This window comes from Pandoraea commovens, from assembly GCF_902459615.1.
Lineage (GTDB): Bacteria > Pseudomonadota > Gammaproteobacteria > Burkholderiales > Burkholderiaceae > Pandoraea > Pandoraea commovens.
In genome coordinates this window covers 68,569-84,504 of sequence record NZ_CABPSA010000008.1, presented here as the reverse complement: position 1 = coordinate 84,504, position 15,936 = coordinate 68,569, and the positions used below count along the sequence as shown (strand labels likewise).

Below are 15,936 nucleotides of genomic sequence, written 5' to 3'. Positions count from 1 at the left end.
CCGGGAGAGGAGATCTAAGCGCGTTCGAATGCCGCTGCGGCGCGGCCAAGGCGGTCGCCGACAGCCGCCCAGGCGGGCGTGTCCGGCAGACGCTCGAACAGAATGTGCGTGACGTTGGCGCGGTCGAGGCGGCGCAGCATCGCGTACAGATCGGTCGCCAGACCGGCGGGCGTGGCAGGCAGCACAAGCTTCACGATGTCGGTGGAGGCGGCGATATCGGCGGGAAGCGTCGCGAGTGTCGGCGCAAAGGCCACCACGGCCACACGTTCGCCTGCGGGACGCACGGCCAGCGCCGCCGCGAACTGCCCGGCGTCGCACAGATACAACGGCGTGCGCGGCGCGTAATGCGCCTTGAGCGTGCCTGAGGCGCGCGGTGCATTGCTGTCCTGCCCCGGCAGACGCGGCATCTCGCCCAGCGCCTCGGCGATCTGTTCCGGCGTGATATGCCCCGGACGCAGCAGCGCCGGGAATCCGCGCGAAAGATCCACGATGGTCGACTCGATACCGACGGCCGCTTCTCCGCCATCGAGCACATGAACGGTCACGCCCGGCAATCCGGCGAACTCGTCACGCACGTGCTGAGCGGCGGTCGGACTTACCTGACCGAACCGGTTGGCGGACGGACCTGCCACACCACCCTGCCCGCCTTTGATCCGGGCGAACTCGCGCAGCAACGCCTGCGACACCGGATGCGACGGCACACGCAAACCGACCGAATCCTGACCGCCGGAGACGGCGTCCGGGATATGCGGTGCGCGTTTGAGAATGAGCGTGAGAGGGCCGGGCCAGAACGCGTCCATCAGCTTGCGCGCGGCAGGCGTGACGTCGTCGCTCCAGTAGCCGGGATCGCCTTCCGGCGAAAAGTGCACGATGACCGGATGATTAGCCGGACGCCCCTTCGCCGCGTAGATCGACGCCACAGCCGCTGGATTCTCCGCGTCGCCGCCAAGCCCGTAGACCGTCTCCGTCGGGAACGCGACCAACTCGCCCGCCGCCAGTTGCTCGGCCGCTTGCGTGATGGCAGCCGCAGGCGGCATGACAATGCGCGAAGCGTCGGACGGCGACGTCGTCAGAGGTGTCTGGGGCGTGGAGGGCGTGGACATCGCGCGCGCTTAGTCTTCCAGCGGGATATCGAGGCTGGCCGCTGCGCTCACGCACGCCTTGCGGGCTTCGTCGAGCGTAGCGCCTGCGAAGGTGATGTGGCCCATCTTGCGGCCCACGCGCGCGTCTTCCTTACCGTACAGATGCACGCGTGCGGACGGCAGCGCCGCCACCGCCGCCCAGGCGGGCGTACGCGGCTGGTCTTTGGCCGGGCCGTCGAACCAGATGTCACCGAGGATGTTGAGCATCACGGCTGGCGAGTGCTGACGCGTCTCGCCGAGCGGCAGTCCGGCCATCGCGCGCACTTGCTGTTCGAACTGGCTCGAAGCGCAAGCGTCGATCGTATAGTGACCGCTGTTGTGGGGGCGCGGCGCCATTTCGTTCGCGACCAACGAACCGTCCTTCAGGATGAAGAACTCGACGCACAGCACACCCACGTAATCCATTTGCGACGCAATCGCCGCAGCCGCCGCACGCGCGGCGTCGGCAATCGCCGGTGCCGCATCGGGAGCAGGCACCGTCGTCGTCGCGAGAATGCCGTCGATGTGGACGTTCTGGGCGAGCGGGTACGTGGCGACCTTGCCGTCAGCGCCACGTGCACTCAGCACGGACACTTCGAAGGCCAGCGCCAGACGCTTTTCCAGCACGCACGGCACACCGCCGAGTGCCGCATAGGCTTCGCGGGCTTCAGCGGACGTGTTCACACGCACCTGCCCCTTGCCGTCGTAGCCCAGACGCGCCGTCTTCAGAATGCCCGGCAACACGCTCTCGATGGCCGCGTCTCCGATGGCGGCGAGCGCCTCGTTCGACTCGATCACCAGATGCGGGGCCACGGGCACACCGCAGCTTTCGATGAAACGCTTCTCCGCCACACGATCCTGCGCAATCGCGACGCAGCGCCCGGCAGGGCTCACGGTCGTGGTTTGCGCGAGGAAATCGAGCGACTGCGACGGCACGTTCTCGAACTCGGTCGACACGGCCGGACACAGCGCGGCCAGCTCGGCGAGTGCCGTCTCGTCACGATAATCGGCCACGATCAGACGGTCGGCCACGGCACCGGCCGGGCAACGCGGGTCCGGGTCCAGCACACAGACCTTGTAACCCATCGACTGGGCGGCAAAACAGAACATGCGGCCGAGTTGGCCGCCGCCCAGCATACCCAGCCATTGGCCGGGAAGGACGGGCGCAGCGGAGACGGAATTCATCGACGTTTAGGAACAGACGGTAGCGGGGACGTTTTTTCTTTTACAGCGCGGGCAGCGTCATGCCGCGCGCCGCTTCGGTCTGCTTCGCACGGAACGCGTCGAGCTTATCGGCGAGCGTCTTGTCGTCGGCAGCCAGCATCGAGACGGCGAACAGCGCCGCGTTGGCCGCACCGGCTTCACCGATGGCGAAGGTGGCGACGGGCACGCCCTTGGGCATTTGCACGATGGACAGCAGCGAGTCTTCGCCACGCAGATACTTGCTCGGCACGGGCACGCCCAGCACCGGCACGGTCGTCTTCGCGGCGATCATGCCCGGCAGGTGCGCGGCACCGCCGGCACCGGCGATGATCGCGACCAGACCGCGCTCGCGTGCGGCTTCGGCATAACGGAACATGTCGTCCGGCATGCGGTGCGCCGAGACGACCTGCGCCTCGTAAGGCACACCGAACTCGGCCAGAATGGCGGCCGCGTTCTTCATCACTTCCCAGTCCGAGTTGGACCCCATTACCACGCCAACGCGCGGGGCCACGGCTTGTTTGTCGCTCATAGTCTCAGTGCCCCGCTCAGGCCAGTTGCTGGCCGGTCAGGCGCTCGAGCGCCTCGCGGTACTTGGCGGCCGTCTTCTCGACGACTTCCGTCGGCAGCGCCGGTGCGGGCGGGGTCTTGCCCCACGGCTGCGTTTCCAGCCAGTCGCGCACGAACTGCTTGTCGAACGACGGCGGGTTGCTACCCACGGCGTACGAATCGGCGGGCCAGAAACGCGACGAATCGGCGGTCAGGGCTTCGTCCATCAGGTGCAGCTTGCCGTCGTCATCCAGACCGAATTCGAACTTCGTGTCGGCGATGATGATGCCGCGCGTAGCGGCGTAAGCGGCGGCTTCCTTGTACAGACGGATCGAGATCTCGCGGATCTGCTCGGCCAGTTCGCGACCGATGCGGCTGACCATGTCGTCGAAGCTGATGTTCTCGTCGTGTTCGCCCAGTTCGGCCTTGGCCGCCGGGGTGAAGATCGGTTCGGGGAGTTGCTGTGCGTTTTGCAGACCCGCGGGCAGCTTCACGCCGCACACCGCGCCCGTTGCCTGATAGTCCTTCCAGCCGCTGCCAGCCAGATAGCCACGCACCACGGCTTCGACGAGGATCGGCTTCAGACGCTTGACCACGACCGCACGGCCAGCGACCTGCGCGGCTTCGTCGGCGGAGACGACCGTCTCCGGGGCCACGCCCGTCAGGTGGTTCGGCACAACGTGTGCGAGCTTGTCGAACCAGAAGTTGGCCATCTGGTTGAGCACACGGCCCTTGCCCGGAATCGGCTCGCCCATGATCACGTCGAACGCCGAGAGGCGGTCCGTCGTCACGATCAGCAGCTTGTCGTCGCCGACGGCGTAGTTATCGCGCACTTTGCCGCGCGAGAGCAGCGGCAGGCTCTTGAGGGAGGATTCGTACAGGGCGTTCAGAGCGGGGGTAGTCACGGCGGGACCCAATATCAGGAAGGGCAAAGGCGTAATTATACGCGTGTCGGGGGGCGTTTCACGAAGATGTCGGTCCGGCGAGTCGATGGAGCCGTCGTCTTCATGTTCCGTGGGCCGCGCGCCGCCTTTGCCCTTCGGCGGCTTAGACCGGCCAGCGGCGGAACTGCGCTTCCAGCCGCGACTTTTCGGACGCCTGCACCAGCAGTGCCACGACCGGCGCACGCGAGACCGGGTTCGTGAGGAGCTTCGACGCCCCCAGACAATGCCGGTACCAGCCAGCCACCGAACTTACGTCGTAATACTTGTTGTCGCAGGTGAGGCCGTAGTCGTCGAACGACACGAGCCTCACGGCATTCGGGTCGTTGACGGCGATGGCCTCCTGCGAGATCCGGTCCGTGTGGCCATCGATGTACGCAGCCGACAGAAAGCGGATGCCGTTCAGCACGTCGAGTTCGTCACGCAACCACAGCATGGCCGTACCGGCTGGCAAGCCACCCGACGCCAGCAACGGCGACACCTTCTCGAAGTTCGCTTCCAGATAGTCGGCGAGTCGGCGGCGTCCCTCCCGGCTTTGCCAGTCGATCTTGACCCCAAGGTCTTTTCCCATCAGTTGCTGCCTGAGGATGTGTACCTTGCGCTCGCTGCGCGTGTCGCCCCTTCCCGGCTCGCGCAGCATGGTCGTGAGCCGGGACAATTCCGCAATCAGGTCGAAGCTGCGCGCCGCCACGTTGATGTGATGATCGCTGGCTTCGGCCCGCTGCCGGACGACTTCGTGCGCGAGGAGGCTGCGCAGCCGGGCGTCGCCGCCGCGCAATTGCAGCGCCGCGCTGGCAATCACGGCGCACGGACGGGCGATGCCCCGCTCCGAGCAGACAAGCGGGATCTTGCCCGGATGCTGCCGCATGAAATTCGCAACGCCTTGACCGGCGCGCCAGAGCGCGGCACCGTCGATCTGGGTGTCGAAGCGCTCCATGCCCGTGAACTCCATGAACTGCACGTGCGAGAGCCCGCCGTCGAGTTGGCTGGCGGCGGTGGACAGCCTCTCACCTGCGCTCTCGCTGGCGTGCGCGCCCGAGTCCGGTGCGCTGCGGCGGCCGCCCCGGCGCGTCACGCTGGCGATGTAATCGCCGATCGGACGCTCCCGATAGCCCGCCCCGTCAGATGTACCGCCGTTACATGGCCGCTGCATCGTGCCCGGCTCGACGCAGAAGATCGCGCCGATCTGCGGATTCATCTTGAGCATGTGGGTGAGGCTGCGCGCTTCGGCCGGTGTCGCCGTCGGCCCCACGATGAAACGGTAGCCCTCCAGTTCCAGCAGGCCGAAGCGAGTGCACTCGCCTCCCACGCGAATCAGTTTCGCCGTGTTCACGCCGTAGCGCTCGACCCACGCTTGCGCCATCTCGCGCAGCGGCACCGCCCAGTCGGGCGCCGGGTCGTCGTACTCCCAAAGCGAGATCGGAGACGCGACGGCGGTGCTTTGGCCGGATGTGGCCGAGTCCCGGAGATCGTGCGACGTGGCACGCTTCCAGTCCGCCGCCATCGTCACGCGCATCTCCAGCGATGGCGAGTCGGCCGTGGACGGCGCTTGACGAGCTTGGGACACGCCGCTCGGCCCGGCCGTCGACGGATTAGGATGGCGGGCATCGGTCAGCGTGCTTGCCATCTCATGAGCGCGCGGGGGCGGTGGAGACGCTTCAGGTCTCGAAATCCCAAAACACCAGGTCATTGTCTTAGGGAAGCGATTGAACGGCATCGATAACTCCGGGGTGCCCGGAACGGGCAGGTTGACGGGAGGCAGGAGACTGCCACGCGTCATCTCTCCGAACTTCCGGGAACGGGTGGGTGCCTGTCGTTTTGCATCGGGGTTGGGGAGGGGGACGGGAGGGGTGGGCCGTGCAACGAGCCACTGTAACGTCCGTCGACCGGCCCGGATGTTACCTACAATGGAAACGTTCACCCGACCAAAGTGGCCTGACGAGGCCGAGGGGGCTGCCATGACGATCTCATCGACACCGCATACTGTCCGGCAGCCATGCATCGGACGAATGGCGAGGTGGCCTGACGAAGGCAGCTGCGCAGGCGTGTTCGGACGCTTCGCATCGGTCATAATCGCTGCCGTCGCCCTGCTCTCACTGCCAAACGCCCCCGTGCTGGCGCAGACGGCAGCGCCGACGGCCACACCCCAGACCCAGCACGCCCCCGTCCATCGGGCGGCGCCACCCCGCGTCGCTTCCGCCGGGAGCGCATCCGACGCCAGCGAGCGCCCCGTCCTCCCCCGGCTGATCGCCATCGCCGCGCCCGAAGACGACGATATCATCGCGCGCTTCGCTCTCTACGCGGCGCGCGACATCGAACAGCTGGGATTACAGTTTCCGGCGCAGGCGGCCAATGGGTCGATGGGATCATCCGGGTCGACGGACACGGACGTCATCATCACGATGAGTCTGCGCGACAGCGCAACCACGCGCATGCGCGATTTCTCCCGTCAGCACATGAACGAACCGATGACGCTGATTGTCGACGGCGTGGAGATGATTACCGCGACCATCCGCTCCGAGCTGGGCGGCAAATTTCAGTTGCAGATGCCAAAAGAAAAGGCCCGGCTTCTGTTCCAGCGCGTGCTGGCGAAAGCCGGGCCTGCGACCTGAGCGGTAGCGGGCGTCCGACGTCCGTCAGCGTCCTCCCCTCGCAGGTCGGGCATTTCGCCGTCCGGGTTACCCGGCGCGGCGACAATGCGCGTATTTACTTCACGATCTGAGCGAGATCGCCGCTCTTGTACTTCTCGGCCATCTTGTCGAGCGAGACCGTCTTGATCTTGCCAGCCTGACCTTCGCAGCCGAACGACAGATAGCGCGCCTTGCAAACCTGCTTGGCGGCTTCGCGAGCCGGCTTAAGGTAGTCGCGCGGGTCGAACTTGCTCGGGTTTTCGAACAGATAGCGACGGATCGCGCCGGTCATGGCCAGACGGATGTCGGTATCGATGTTGATCTTGCGCACGCCGTGCTTGATGCCTTCGACGATCTCTTCGACCGGCACGCCGTACGTTTCCTTCATGTCGCCACCGAATTCACGGATCTCGGCGAGCAGTTCCTGCGGCACCGACGACGAACCGTGCATCACCAGGTGGGTGTTCGGAATGCGGCGGTGGATTTCCTTGATGCGGTCGATGGCGAGAATGTCGCCCGTCGGCTTGCGGCTGAACTTGTAAGCGCCGTGCGAGGTACCGATGGCGATGGCCAGCGCGTCGCATTGCGTCTGATGCACGAAGTCGGCGGCCTGATCCGGGTCGGTCAGCAGTTGCTCGCGGGTCATCGTGCCGTCGGCGCCGTGGCCGTCTTCCTTGTCGCCCTTCATCGTTTCGAGCGAACCCAGCACGCCCAGCTCGGCTTCCACCGTCACGCCGATGTAGTGCGAGAACTCGACCACCTTGCGCGACACTTCGACGTTGTACTCGTAGCTGGCGACCGACTTGCCGTCCGCTTCGAGCGAACCGTCCATCATCACGCTCGAGAAGCCGCTCTTGATCGCGGCCATGCAGACCGCCGGCGACTGGCCGTGGTCCTGGTGCATCACGACCGGGATATGCGGGTAGGCTTCCACGGCAGCCGAGATCAGGTGACGCAGGAACGCTTCGCCAGCGTACTTACGGGCACCTGCCGAGGCTTGCATGATGACCGGCGCGCCAACTTCGTCGGCGGCAGCCATGATCGCGGAAACCTGTTCCAGATTGTTGACGTTGAAGGCCGGCAGACCATAGCCGTTTTCGGCGGCGTGGTCGAGCAGCTGTCGCATAGAGACTAGGGGCATGATGTTCTCCTTGGAATCACAAAACTAAGCAAATCTTTCTTCGATCCGGAGGCGCCCCACATGACGACAGCTCGCGCCCGGCGCGGCAGGTGCTGTACGCACCGCCTCGCCGCACTCGCGCGGCCCGCTTGGTCATGCCTGGCCCACCTGAACGATCTTCAACGTGTTGGTGCCGCCGGGTTGCCCCATCGGCTCGCCTACCGTCAGCACGATCGTGTCGCCACGCTTCACAACGCCCTGCGAAAGCAGCAGCTGTTCGGCTTGCTTGAGCGCGTGATCGCGGTCATGCGTGGCGTCGGCGCGCATCGCGTAGACGTTGCGATACAGTGCCATTTTGCGATGGCTGCTCATCTGGGACGTCAGCGCAAAAATCGGCACATGGATCTTGTGACGGGACAGCCACAACGCGGTCGCGCCCGATTCGGTCAGCGCCACGATGGCTTTCGCGCCAAGATGATACGCGGTAAACAGGGCACCGGCCGCAATCGTTTGGTCGATGCGCGTAAAAGTTTGGTTCAACCAGTCGCGATCGAGTTCCACCGTTTCCGAGCGCTCGGCTTCGACGCAAATCGCCGCCATCGTCTCGATCGTCTCGACCGGATACTTGCCCGCCGCGCTTTCTGCCGACAGCATCACCGCATCGGTGCCGTCGAGCACCGCGTTGGCGACGTCCGACACTTCGGCGCGGGTCGGCACCGGGTTATGAATCATCGACTCCATCATCTGCGTGGCCGTGATGGTCGTCTTATTCATTTCGCGCGCGAGCTTGATCATGCGCTTTTGCAGCGCGGGCACGGCCGCATTACCGACTTCGATGGCCAGGTCGCCACGCGCGACCATGATGCAGTCCGAGGCCGCCAAAATCTCTTCGAGGGCCGGAATCGCTTCCGCACGCTCGATCTTCGCGATCATCAGCGGCTTGATGCCGTACGGCTCGCCCGCCACGTTCGCCAGACGCCGCGCCATTTCCATGTCGGTGGCGTTCTTCGGGAACGAGACCGCGACGTAATCGGCGCCCAGCGCCATCGCGGTCTTGATGTCTTCCATGTCCTTCGACGTGAGCGCCGGTGCCGTCAGCCCGCCGCCCTGGCGGTTGATGCCCTTGTTGTTCGACAGGTCGCCGCCAACCTTCACGGTCGTGTGGATCTCGCTGCCGAGCACGCGGTCGACGATCAGCACGATCAGGCCGTCGTTGAGCAGCAGCACGTCGCCCGTGCGCACGTCGCGCGGCAGTTCCTTGTAGTCCAGACCGACGCGCTCGTCGTTACCGAGTTCGCACTCGCTGTCCAGAATGAACTTGGCGCCGGCTTCGAGCGTGGTCTTGCCGTTCTCGAACTTGCCGACGCGAATCTTCGGACCCTGCAGGTCGGCCATGATGGCCACTTCGCGGCCCGCCGCCTTAGCGGCCGCGCGCACCATCTCGGCGCGCTCGATGTGGTCCTGCGCCTTGCCGTGCGAGAAGTTCAGGCGAACGACGTCGACGCCTGCGGCGATCATGCGCGAAAGCACTTCCGGCGTGCTCGATGCCGGACCGATGGTGGCGACGATCTTGGTGGAGCGGTTCATTACATCCATCTCTTCATCCTCTTTGGGTAGCAGCGCTTTCGACATTACTGGCGCTTAGAGGTTTGTAACGCAATTAGGCCGCCGCAGGTTAACCAAAAAGTTTGTATTGTCCGTACGAAATCGTTTGATTCGATCTCTAACGTTCGCAATAAAGCGATCAAAACCGCCGTCTGCGAATGTTTTCCGGACTAACAGACTGCCCTGCAAGCCCCGCTCCACCTGGGTTTGCGCGTTTCAGAGCAAACCCAACACACATTCCGCGCAATCCGTCCGATCAGTTCGACTGGGCGGCGCGTTGTTCCAGCACGTCGACGGCCGGAAGCGTCTTGCCTTCGAGGAATTCGAGGAAAGCGCCGCCACCGGTCGAGATGTAGCTGACCTGATCGGCGATACCGTACTTGGCGATGGCCGCGAGCGTGTCGCCGCCCCCGGCGATCGAGAACCCCTTGGCTGCGGCGATGGCGCGCGCCAGGGTTTCCGTGCCGTGACCGAACTGGTCGAATTCGAACACGCCGACCGGGCCGTTCCAGACGATGGTGCCCGCGCTGCCCAGTTGCTCGGCCAGCTTGGCGGCCGTTTGCGGGCCGATGTCGAGAATCATGTCGTCGGCCGCCACGTCCGCCGACGCCTTGACCGTCGCTTCGGCGTTCGCGCTGAACTCCTTCGCGCACACCACGTCCGTCGGGATCGGCACCGATGCACCGCGCGCGGCCATGGCGTCGATGATCGCCTTGGCTTCTTCGACCAGATCGGCTTCGGCGAGCGACTTACCGATCGGCAGACCGGCGGCCAGCATGAACGTGTTGGCGATGCCGCCGCCCACGATCAGTTGGTCGACCTTGTCGGCCAGCGTCTTGAGGATGGTGAGCTTGGTGGAAACCTTCGAGCCAGCCACGATAGCCACGAGCGGACGCGCCGGTGCGTTCAGCGCCTTGCCCAGCGCTTCGAGTTCGGCGGCGAGCAGCGGGCCTGCGCAAGCGACGGGTGCGTACTTGGCGATGCCGTGCGTTGTGGCTTCAGCGCGGTGGGCGGTGCCGAATGCGTCGTTCACATAGACGTCGCACAGCTTGGCCATCTTCTGCGCCAGTTCGTCGTTGTCCTTCTTCTCGCCCTTGTTGACGCGGCAGTTCTCGAGCAGCACGACCGAGCCCGGGGCCAGGTCGAAACCGCCGTCGACCCAGTCGGAGACCAGCTTCACGTCGCGGCCGAGCAATTCCGACAGCCGCTTTGCCACCGGGGCGAGCGAGTCGGCGGGCTTGAATTCGCCTTCCGTCGGACGGCCCAGATGCGAGGTGACCATCACGGCAGCGCCAGCGTCGAGCGACATCTGGATGGCCGGCACCGAGGCGCGGATACGCGTGTCTTCCGTGATTCGGCCCTCATCGTCTTGCGGCACGTTCATGTCGGCGCGGATGAAGACACGTTTGCCGGCGAGGCGGCCCTGGGCGATCAAATCGGAAAGACGTACGACGGAAGCCATGAGAATCCGGAATAAATGGTGGGAAAAACATGCATTTTAACTGATCCGACCGCCCCGATGCCCATTTTGCAGGTCCGGCGTTCCACCTACAGGAACAGTCGGCCCAGCGTATAAACGACCATTCCGATCACGATCATCTCGATCATGTTGCGCCGCCAGATGAACCAGCCGGTGGCCGCCACCGCCGCCGCGAGCTTGTGATTACCCAGATGCATGGCGAACTGATGATCGAGTAGCACGACCTCCGGCACGACGATGACGGCAAGCGCCGCCGCTGGCGCGTAGCGCAGCGCACGTTGCAGACGCTGGGGTAGCGTCACACGCTCGCCGGCGAGCAGGAAGAAGGTGCGCGTGACGATGGTGATGGCCGTCATCGCGACGAAGGCGAACCAGATTTCGAAGGTGCTCATCAGCGACGCTCTCCCGAGGTGCGGCGTTCTTCATGGACGGCGTCCTGCTGCGGCTCACCGATCTGCGAGGACATCGGCGCATTTGCCGCTGTGTCGTCCCCCGTCGAAATCGGCACCCGCACCGGATTGGCGAGCGAAAGGCGCTTCGCATGGCGCGCCGCCAGTTCGTCGCACACCATGCCTGCGGCCAGCGCGCCGAGCACACCCAGCACCAGATTGAGGCGATACGGCAAATCGAACGCGAGCACCCCGATGAGCGACGCGAGCGCCACCGCCAGCATCGTCGAGCGGCTGTTGATCGTGTGAACCATCATGGGAATGAGTGCGAGCGTGCCCGCGAACCCCAATCCCCAACTATCGGGCACCAGTGCCCCGAGCACGATGCCGAGAATCGACGACACGTGCCACACCGCCCAGTTGGAGAGCGTAATGCCGTAATACGTCCCCTCTTTGCCCGGCACATAGCCGTTCGCGAAGTTCTGGTTCATGAACATCACAAAGCCCAGATCGCCATTGACGTAACCGAGCGCGATGCGACGCGGCAACGACAAATAGGAGAAATGCGGCTGGAGGCCCGCGCTGAAAATCACGAAGCGTAGATTGACGATGCCGACCGTCAGCAGAATCGTCCAGAGCGGCATACCGGCCGCGAAGAGCGGCAGCGAGGCCAGTTGCGCCGACCCCGCGTAGAGCATCAGGCTCATGCCGATGGCTTGCGGCACGGTCAGCACCGATTTACTCATGGCGACGCCTGTCACCAGACCCCACGAAAAGATGGCAGGCAAAAGCGGCGAAATAATGCGGAAACCGGCCGCGAACCCTTCACGTTCAGCGGCAGGCAAACGAAACATTGACATGGTCGGCTGGGGGGGCAGCGCCGGGGTGAGCGACGCGGTGTCTGGCATTGCGGGGCGAAGCGGTCCCGACGGCGCCCGGCACGCCCGAGATGACCACTAGCGGTCACGGCGCCCGCCAGGGTTGCCGGATTGTCTCGTGAATATGTTCATCATTGGCGGCGGACGTCAGGCCATTATAGCCACGGTAAATAGTTACTTAGTACGCGAAAAGCCGTCACTCGCCTGTTTTTTCTGATGCAACGCCGCCGCTGTGGCATACGCGCCACGCGGACCTTGCCATAGGCATCGGGGCGGCTAGCCGTCCGCAAAGGGCGGCGGCTGCTTTACAATAGCGTCTTTTGGTAAACGGGCGGACGTCACCCAGTGACCGACACCGTCCGGGCAATCCTCGAAACTTCGGATTCGCGGCACACCGCGAATTCATCGAATATCACCACGGTCCGAACCCCATGAGCGAAGTCAAACAAATGCCGGTCGTCGAAGTCGGCGCTGAAGATCTCCCGGTCCACTGCCCGAACCCGAAGATGCAGTTCTGGAGCAGCCACCCGCGCGTGTTCATCGACGTGAGCCATGGCGAAGCCGCCTGTGCCTATTGCGGCACGCGCTATCGCCTGAAGCCCGGCACCGTGATCAAGGGTCACTGATCGTCCGTCTTCCTCGTGAAACGGCCCGGCCGCCGGGCTCGTTTCATCGCCACGCTTAACGAATTGAGTCTCCGCCACGATGCATAAAGCCTTGGTGATCGCCCCCAACTGGATTGGGGACGCGCTGATGGCGCAGCCGTTGTTTACCCTGCTCAAGCGTCTGCATCCGCGTCTGACCATCGACGCGATCGCGCCCGGCTGGGTCGCCCCGGTGCTTGAACGCATGCCGGAGATTTCGCGCGTCGTCGCCACCGACCTCGCGCACGGCAAGTTGCAGCCGCTCGAGCGCTACCGGCTCGCGAGCGTGCTGGCCGACGAGGGGTACGACGCCGCCTATGTGCTGCCGAATTCCCTGAAGTCGTCGCTGATTCCATGGCTGGCGCGCATTCCGCTGCGCATCGGCTACAAGGGCGAGCAGCGCTACGGCCTGCTCAACGTGCGTCACGCCAATCCGCGCAAAGACGAGCGCCCGCCGATGGTGCGGCATTACGCTGCGCTCGCGTTCGCCCCGGGTGCCAAGCTGCCCGAGACACTGCCGACGCCACGCATCGAAGCCGACCTGAACGAATCGGCCCGCGTATTCGCGCGCTTCGGCCTCGATCTGCGGGTGCCGCTCGTGGTGTTCTGCCCGGGCGCCGAGTTCGGACCGGCCAAGCGCTGGCCGCCGGGACACTTCGCCCAGCTCGCGCAATTGGTGCGCCGCTCGTTCCCGTATGCGCAGATCGTCGCGCTCGGTTCGGGCAAGGACGGTGCGCTGGCCCAGCAAATCGCCGCCGACGCGCCGTTCGTGCGCAATCTTTGCGGGCAGACGTCGCTGGCCGAAGCCTGCGCCCTGCTTGCACGCGCGAACGCCGTGGTGAGCAACGATTCCGGCCTGATGCACGTGACAGCCGCCCTGCGCCGCCCGCAGATCGCCTTGTTCGGTTCGTCCGATCCGCGCCACACGCCGCCGTTGTCCGAGCACGCGCACATCCTGTGGCTACAATTGGAGTGCAGCCCGTGTTTTGCCCGCGAATGTCCGCTGGGTCACACGCGTTGCCTGAACGAGTTGATGCCCGAGCATGTGTTCGCGAATCTGCGCAACATTCTGCTGACGCAGCGCTGAGCGCCGCGCACGGCAAGCTTTCGATTCGATCCCGGTAACACTCAACGGTAAATCCTCATGCCACGTTTTGTCCGTCTGTTCGATGCCGCCAGTGAAACCATCACGGCCTTTTATGACGCGCTGCGCCGTGGTCAGACGGATCGCGCGATGACGCTCTGGGCGAACGAGGATTTCGTCAGCTACATTCGCGCCGACGGCACGCGCTGGGACGGCCTGGAGCAGATCCGCAGCGGCCTCGTCGCCCAGTTCGCGCAGAGCGTCGTGCTGATCGACTCGCTCGACACGACCGAGTACGACACCGTCGGCACGGTCGTGCATACCGCGACCGAGGCCATTCGCGTGGGCAAGGAAGACGCCGGGCAAACGACCGCCCAGCTCATCCACACGACCTACGTGCTGGTGCACGAGCAAGGCGACTGGCGCTTCGCCCACATCCATTCAAGCCCCCTGCCGCCGCATGCCGTCGAGCAATTCAGCCTGATGATGCACGCGCGTCCGGACGGGCTGCACTAAGCCGTACGGTGTTGGCATGACAGCGCGCCCGGCCGTCTTTCTGCCTCAGGATTACCGGCCGCCCCGGTGGCTGCCCGACGGCCACAGCCAGACGATCTATCCTGCGCTGCTGGGCCGCCGCCCGTCGGTCGAGTTCCGTCGCGAGACCTGGGACACGCCCGACGGCGATTTCGTCGACGTCGACTGGCTGGTCGCGCCGCCCGCCTCCCAGAAAGCCCCGCCCACCCCTGACGGTCTCGTCGAAACGCCGCTGGTCGTGCTGTTCCACGGTCTGGAAGGGGGTTCGGGCAGCCATTACGCCCGCACCCTGATGCGCGAGGTCGAAGCGCAGGGCTGGCGCGGCGTGATTCCCCACTTTCGCAGCTGCAGCGGCCGCATGAACCGCGGCCCGCGCTTCTATCACTCCGGCGACAGCACCGAAATCGACTGGATGCTGCAACGCCTGCGCGCCCACACGTCCGGCCCGATCTTCGCGGCGGGCGTGTCGCTCGGCGGCAATGTGCTGCTGCGCTGGCTCGGCGAGCGCGAGGGGCACGCGACGCAAGTCGTCAGCGCGGCCTGCGCGATCTCCGCCCCGCTCGATCTGCGTGCGGGCGGTCTGGCGCTCTCGCACGGCTTCAACATGGTGTACACGCGCAACTTCCTCGGCACGCTCAAGAAGAAGGCGCTCGCCAAACTCGATCAATACCCCGGCCTTTATGACCGCAATCTGATGATGGCCGCGCGCGATCTCGGCGAATTCGATCACGTGGTCACCGCGCCGCTGCACGGCTATCACAGCGCGTTCGACTACTACACGCGGGCGTCGAGCAAGCCGATTCTGCCCGCCATCGAAGTCCCGACGCTCGTCATCAACGCCCGCAACGACCCGTTCCAACCCGCCAGCGCCCTGCCCGGTGAAGGCGACGTCGGCCGCTTCGTCCAACTGCTGCAACCGGCGCATGGCGGTCACGTCGGCTTCATGAGCGGGCCGTTTCCGGGCGGGCTGACATGGATGCCACACACCGTCGTCGACTACTTCCGTCAATTTCTGCCGAACGCTGCGTGAGGTATTCGCAAGGCGTCGACATACATTAAGGACTCCCAACCTAATGGATGAGATCGTTCGACAAGCGATGGCCAAATGGCCCAATGTGCCGCACTGCTACGGCTGGCTCGCACTCGATCGTCGCGGCCAGTGGCGCATGCGCGACGAACAGACGCAGGCGGAAGGCACGGCGGGCGACCCGATTCGACACACCGCGCTGATCGCGTTCATCGCCCGCAATTACGCCAGCGACGAAGCGGGTCGCTGGTACTTCCAGAACGGCCCGCAACGCGTGTACGTCTCGCTGGCTTACGCACCGTTCGTGGTGCGCCTCACGTGGGATGCCGCAGCGAACGACGGACGCGGCGCGCCTGTACTAACAGATCAGTTGGGCAAGACGTTCGTGCCGCAGGCCTGTCTGCTCGACGAGGATGGCAGCGTCGCCTTTGTGGGGACGAAGGGCGTGGGGGACGCGAGCGCGCCGCTGGCGCTGCTGCACGATCACGACATCGATCTGCTCACGCAGGTGTCGGATCTGGCGCAGGCGTTCGAAGTGGCGGAGACGGCGGACGACACCGCCGATGCGAAGGCTGCGGTGCGTCTGCATTGGCGCAATGAAGACTCGCTGCCGCTGTCCATCGTTCACGCGGGCACGTTGCCGCAGACGTATGGCTTCGAGCGGGATCCGCAGGCACCGGCCGCCTGATTTTCGGCCACGCGCGGACAAACTTCGCGACGGGACGCCCTCAGCG

The 15,936-nt window shown here is 65.0% G+C and carries 16 protein-coding genes; 6 read left to right on the top strand and 10 right to left on the bottom strand.

Annotated features, from left to right (window positions below; genetic code table 11):
- Positions 1-14: 14 nt before the first annotated feature.
- From PCO31010_RS20725 to PCO31010_RS20705, 5 genes are all read right to left on the bottom strand, one after another.
- Positions 15-1,037 (bottom strand): L-threonylcarbamoyladenylate synthase, encoded by a 1,023-nt coding sequence (locus PCO31010_RS20725; protein WP_150666119.1) that lies wholly within the window; start codon positions 1,035-1,037, stop codon positions 15-17.
- A gap of 75 nt (positions 1,038-1,112) precedes the next feature.
- Positions 1,113-2,306 carry a 5-(carboxyamino)imidazole ribonucleotide synthase gene (locus tag PCO31010_RS20720; protein ID WP_150665943.1) on the bottom strand — a complete coding sequence of 398 codons (1,194 nt, stop codon included), beginning with the start codon at positions 2,304-2,306 and terminating at the stop codon, positions 1,113-1,115.
- Between the two features lie 40 nt (positions 2,307-2,346).
- Positions 2,347-2,853 carry a 5-(carboxyamino)imidazole ribonucleotide mutase gene (gene purE, locus PCO31010_RS20715; protein ID WP_069342641.1) on the bottom strand — a complete coding sequence of 169 codons (507 nt, stop codon included), beginning with the start codon at positions 2,851-2,853 and terminating at the stop codon, positions 2,347-2,349.
- Positions 2,854-2,869: 16 nt separating this feature from the next.
- Positions 2,870-3,760, bottom strand: coding sequence for a phosphoribosylaminoimidazolesuccinocarboxamide synthase (locus PCO31010_RS20710; RefSeq protein ID WP_039402467.1), 891 nt, complete (start codon positions 3,758-3,760; stop codon positions 2,870-2,872).
- Between the two features lie 157 nt (positions 3,761-3,917).
- Positions 3,918-5,378, bottom strand: coding sequence for a hypothetical protein (locus tag PCO31010_RS20705; RefSeq protein ID WP_150665942.1), 1,461 nt, complete (start codon positions 5,376-5,378; stop codon positions 3,918-3,920).
- Positions 5,379-5,922: 544 nt separating this feature from the next.
- On the opposite strand from PCO31010_RS20705, the gene PCO31010_RS20700 reads away from it, so the two are divergent.
- Positions 5,923-6,423 (top strand): hypothetical protein, encoded by a 501-nt coding sequence (locus PCO31010_RS20700; protein ID WP_150665941.1) that lies wholly within the window; start codon positions 5,923-5,925, stop codon positions 6,421-6,423.
- A 94-nt stretch (positions 6,424-6,517) separates the two neighbouring features.
- Here PCO31010_RS20700 and fba read toward each other — a convergent pair whose 3' ends face one another.
- The 5 genes from fba to PCO31010_RS20675 all read right to left on the bottom strand — a co-directional run bounded on the left by fba (position 6,518) and on the right by PCO31010_RS20675 (position 11,889).
- Positions 6,518-7,582, bottom strand: a complete 1,065-nt coding sequence (gene fba, locus PCO31010_RS20695) for a class II fructose-bisphosphate aldolase (RefSeq protein ID WP_039396607.1) — start codon at positions 7,580-7,582, stop codon at positions 6,518-6,520.
- A gap of 132 nt (positions 7,583-7,714) precedes the next feature.
- Positions 7,715-9,148 carry a pyruvate kinase gene (gene pyk, locus PCO31010_RS20690; protein ID WP_150665940.1) on the bottom strand — a complete coding sequence of 478 codons (1,434 nt, stop codon included), beginning with the start codon at positions 9,146-9,148 and terminating at the stop codon, positions 7,715-7,717.
- Positions 9,149-9,422: 274 nt separating this feature from the next.
- Positions 9,423-10,628 (bottom strand): phosphoglycerate kinase, encoded by a 1,206-nt coding sequence (locus tag PCO31010_RS20685; protein WP_150665939.1) that lies wholly within the window; start codon positions 10,626-10,628, stop codon positions 9,423-9,425.
- A gap of 86 nt (positions 10,629-10,714) precedes the next feature.
- On the bottom strand, positions 10,715-11,038 hold the full coding sequence (locus PCO31010_RS20680) for an AzlD domain-containing protein (protein ID WP_046292787.1): 324 nt from the start codon (positions 11,036-11,038) through the stop codon (positions 10,715-10,717).
- Positions 11,038-11,889, bottom strand: a complete 852-nt coding sequence (locus tag PCO31010_RS20675) for an AzlC family ABC transporter permease (protein WP_246184717.1) — start codon at positions 11,887-11,889, stop codon at positions 11,038-11,040. Before PCO31010_RS20675 ends, PCO31010_RS20680 begins: the two co-directional genes overlap by 1 nt.
- 455 nt (positions 11,890-12,344) lie before the next feature.
- Between PCO31010_RS20675 and PCO31010_RS20670 the strand changes: the two genes are divergently transcribed.
- The 5 genes from PCO31010_RS20670 (at position 12,345) to PCO31010_RS20650 (ending at position 15,890) form a co-directional block, all read left to right on the top strand.
- Positions 12,345-12,539, top strand: coding sequence for a zinc-finger domain-containing protein (locus PCO31010_RS20670; RefSeq protein ID WP_039396595.1), 195 nt, complete (start codon positions 12,345-12,347; stop codon positions 12,537-12,539).
- Positions 12,540-12,618: 79 nt separating this feature from the next.
- A complete protein-coding gene (gene waaF, locus PCO31010_RS20665) occupies positions 12,619-13,644 on the top strand; it encodes a lipopolysaccharide heptosyltransferase II (protein WP_046292788.1) in 1,026 nt (341 codons plus the stop codon).
- A 57-nt stretch (positions 13,645-13,701) separates the two neighbouring features.
- The gene (locus tag PCO31010_RS20660) at positions 13,702-14,157 is read left to right on the top strand and encodes a nuclear transport factor 2 family protein (protein ID WP_046292789.1); all 456 of its coding nucleotides are present in this window, start codon (positions 13,702-13,704) and stop codon (positions 14,155-14,157) included.
- Between the two features lie 16 nt (positions 14,158-14,173).
- A complete protein-coding gene (locus PCO31010_RS20655; RefSeq protein WP_150665938.1) occupies positions 14,174-15,205 on the top strand; it encodes a YheT family hydrolase in 1,032 nt (343 codons plus the stop codon).
- 43 nt (positions 15,206-15,248) lie between these two features.
- Positions 15,249-15,890 carry a DUF2946 family protein gene (locus PCO31010_RS20650; RefSeq protein ID WP_150665937.1) on the top strand — a complete coding sequence of 214 codons (642 nt, stop codon included), beginning with the start codon at positions 15,249-15,251 and terminating at the stop codon, positions 15,888-15,890.
- Positions 15,891-15,936 lie beyond the last annotated feature (46 nt).